Consider the following 2,740-nt stretch of genomic DNA (forward strand, 5'->3'; position numbering starts at 1 on the left):
CGGTACGGGTCGCCCAGCGCATCTTGGCCATGGCCGCAGCGATCTGGCACAACCACCGCACCGGCCAGCCCATCACCCGGTCACTGACCGCGTTCGACCACTGATCACTTCGGAACTACTCGTCTAGCGGCCGGAGGGGCGTGCCCGGCCGGGCCACCGAGCGCCGCTGACCGTCGCGGGGGGCCGGTCAGCGGCGCCCAGTGGAGCACGGCGGCGTTCGGTGGCGGTCAGCGGCGGTAGCCGAGGCCGTGGCCGAACGGGTAGAGGGCGGTGCCGGGCTCGTCGCGGACGGGGATCGTGACGGGCAGCCGGCCGCGCGGCTCCACCTCGCCGAACAGCACCTTGCCCGCGGCCCGCAGCGCCTCGGCGGTGTAGGAGTAGGTGGCCAGGTAGGTCGCGGCCTCGGGGAACCAGGCGATGTCGTAGGGGTCGCGGACGGCGACGACGATGACGGGCTTGCCGGTGGCGAGGAGAGCCCTGACGAGGTTGGCCTGGCCGGGCCCGTTGTGGCCGGGCTCGTCCTTGACGTCCCAGGCGCGGTTGGTGACGGCGACGACGAGGTCCTGGTCCTCGGCGGCGGCGACGGCCTGGTCGATCTGGGCCTGCCCGGGACTGAGGCCGGTCTGCCGGATCGTGGCGGTGGCGCCGCGGCGGGCGAGCTCGGTGCCGAGCGTCGCGGTGGTGGACACGCCCCATCCGGTGACGAGCGCCTTGCGCGGGCCCGGCCGCAGCGGCAGCACGCCCGCGCCGTTCTTGATCAGGGTGGTGGTGCGGTCGGTGGCGCGCTGCGCGGCGTCCAGGTGCGGCGGCGTCCCGACGACGTCGTCGATCCTGGACTCGTCGGCGTAGGGGTCGCGGAACAGGCCGCGCTCGTGCTTCAGCTCCAGGATCCGGTACACCGACTCCTCGACGCGCTTCTCGGTCAGCTCGCCGGATCTCACGGCGGCGACGACGGCGGCGAGCTGGCGGGGGAAAACGCCGGTGCCGTCCTTGCCGGCGGGCGGTTTGAGCAGGACGTCCGCGCCGGCCTTGAGGGCGAGGACGGGGACGCGCTCGTCGCCGTACTTGGCGCGGACGCCGTCCATGTCCAGGGCGTCGGTGACGACGACGCCGCGGTAGCCGAGCCGCTCGCGCAGGATGCCGGTGAGGATGGGCCGCGACAGGGTGGCGGGGTCGCCGGAGGCGTCCAGTGACTTCACCACGATGTGCGCCGTCATGATCGAGTCGACGCCGCGGGCGATGGCGGCGCGGAACGGCGGCAGGTCGAGCCGCTCCCACTCCTCGCGGGTGTGGTCGATCTCCGGGACGCCGGTGTGGCTGTCGGTGGTGGTGTCGCCGTGCCCGGGGAAGTGCTTGACGGTCGGGGTGACGCCCGCGGACCGGTAGCCGCCGGCCTGCGCGCTGACCATGGACGACACCAGGCCCGGGTCGGACCCGAAGGACCGGACGCCGATGACGGGGTTGGCGGGGTTGACGTTGACGTCGGCGTCGGGCGCGTAGTCCTGGTTGACGCCGATGGCGCGCAGTTCCCGTCCGGTGATGCGGGCCAGGGCGCGGGCGTCGGCGGTGCTGCGCCCGGCGGCCAGCGCCATCGCGCCGGGCGACTGGGTGGCGGGCGGCTGGACGCGGGCGACGATGCCGCCCTCCTGGTCGATGGCGATCGTCGCGGGGATTTTGTGGCGCTGCGCGAGGGCGGCGCGCTGGATGCCGTTGGAGAACGCGGCGAGCTGGTGCGGGTCGGTGACGTTCTCGCCGTAGTAGATGAACCCGCCGGGGTTGTAGCGGGCCATGACCTGCGCGGCGTTGTCGGCCCCGTACAGCCTGCGGTTGGCGGCGACGGCGGCCGCGTCTGCGGTGTCGGCGCTCTTGCCGTAGATCTGCAGGACGAACAGCTGCGCGGCCTTCTCCTCCAGCGTCATCGACCGCAGGATCCGCATCAGGTGCGGGTTCCTGCCGTGCCCGGCCTGTGCGGTGGGCGCGGCCAGGGCGGCGAGGGCGGTGGCGGCGAGCGTTCCGGCGGCGAGTCCGGCGAGCCACCGCAGGCGCGTGCGGGGACGGTTCATGTCGGCTCCCTCCCGTCCCCCGAGCAGTCCCGACGATCAAGGTTCTCCCTGGCAAGTTAACCCCGCGCCGGGCGCCCGTCCACCACCGCCGCCCCCGCCGGAACCGGCCGCGTGGCCGATACAGGGCAGATGATCACTTTGGTCCGGTCCGGGCGGTTAGCCTGTTCGGCGATCATTCGGTCTGCCCGCCGGAGCGTGACCCCGTGGACCCGTCCGACGGCCCGGGCCCGCCCGCGGACACCGTGGAGGTCGGTGGCCGGTACCGGCTGGTGCGGGAGCTGGGGCGCGGTGGCATGGGCCGGGTGTGGGAGGCGGTCGACGGGGTGCTGCGGCGCCGGGTCGCGGTGAAGGAGGTGCTGCCGCCCGAGGGCCTGGAACCGCAGGAGCGGCGGCGGCTGATGGCGCGGGCGGTGCGGGAGGCGCGGGCGGCGGCGCTGCTGGAGCACGAGTCGATCGTCGTGGTCCACGACGTGCTCGTCGACGGCGACCGGCCGTGGATCGTGATGGAGCTGGTCGAGGGCGTGACGCTGCGCGAGGCGGCGCCGCTGCCGCCGGCGGAGGCGGCGCGGGTGGGCGCGGCCGTGCTGGGCGCGCTGCGCGCCGCGCACGCCGCCGGGGTGCTGCACCGGGACGTGACGCCGGGCAACGTCATGCTCGGTCCCGGCCCGGCGGGCGGG

The 2,740-nt window shown here is 74.7% G+C and carries 2 protein-coding genes and 1 pseudogene; 2 read left to right on the top strand and 1 reads right to left on the bottom strand.

The window, feature by feature from the left end; translation table 11 throughout:
- A pseudogene (locus tag ETD83_RS46340) lies at positions 1 to 104 on the top strand (IS982 family transposase); the annotation flags it as partial.
- 123 nt (positions 105 to 227) lie between these two features.
- On the opposite strand, the gene ETD83_RS41050 reads toward ETD83_RS46340, so the two are convergent.
- Positions 228 to 2,063, bottom strand: a complete 1,836-nt coding sequence (locus tag ETD83_RS41050; protein ID WP_138650641.1) for a glycoside hydrolase family 3 protein — start codon at positions 2,061 to 2,063, stop codon at positions 228 to 230.
- Positions 2,064 to 2,266: 203 nt separating this feature from the next.
- On the opposite strand from ETD83_RS41050, the gene ETD83_RS41055 reads away from it, so the two are divergent.
- Positions 2,267 to 2,740 (top strand): protein kinase domain-containing protein (locus ETD83_RS41055; protein ID WP_205718176.1); only part of this gene is annotated, 474 nt, incomplete at its 3' end.

Origin of the sequence: Actinomadura soli (genome assembly GCF_005889715.1) — a bacterium.
GTDB classification, from domain to species: Bacteria; Actinomycetota; Actinomycetes; order Streptosporangiales; family Streptosporangiaceae; genus Spirillospora; species Spirillospora soli.

What these genes read in the sequence shown, in the direction of transcription:
- ETD83_RS41050 (WP_138650641.1), bottom strand. Translation starts at nt 2,063, where the DNA reads ATGAACCGTCCCCGCACGCGCCTGCGGTGGCTCGCCGGACTCGCCGCC.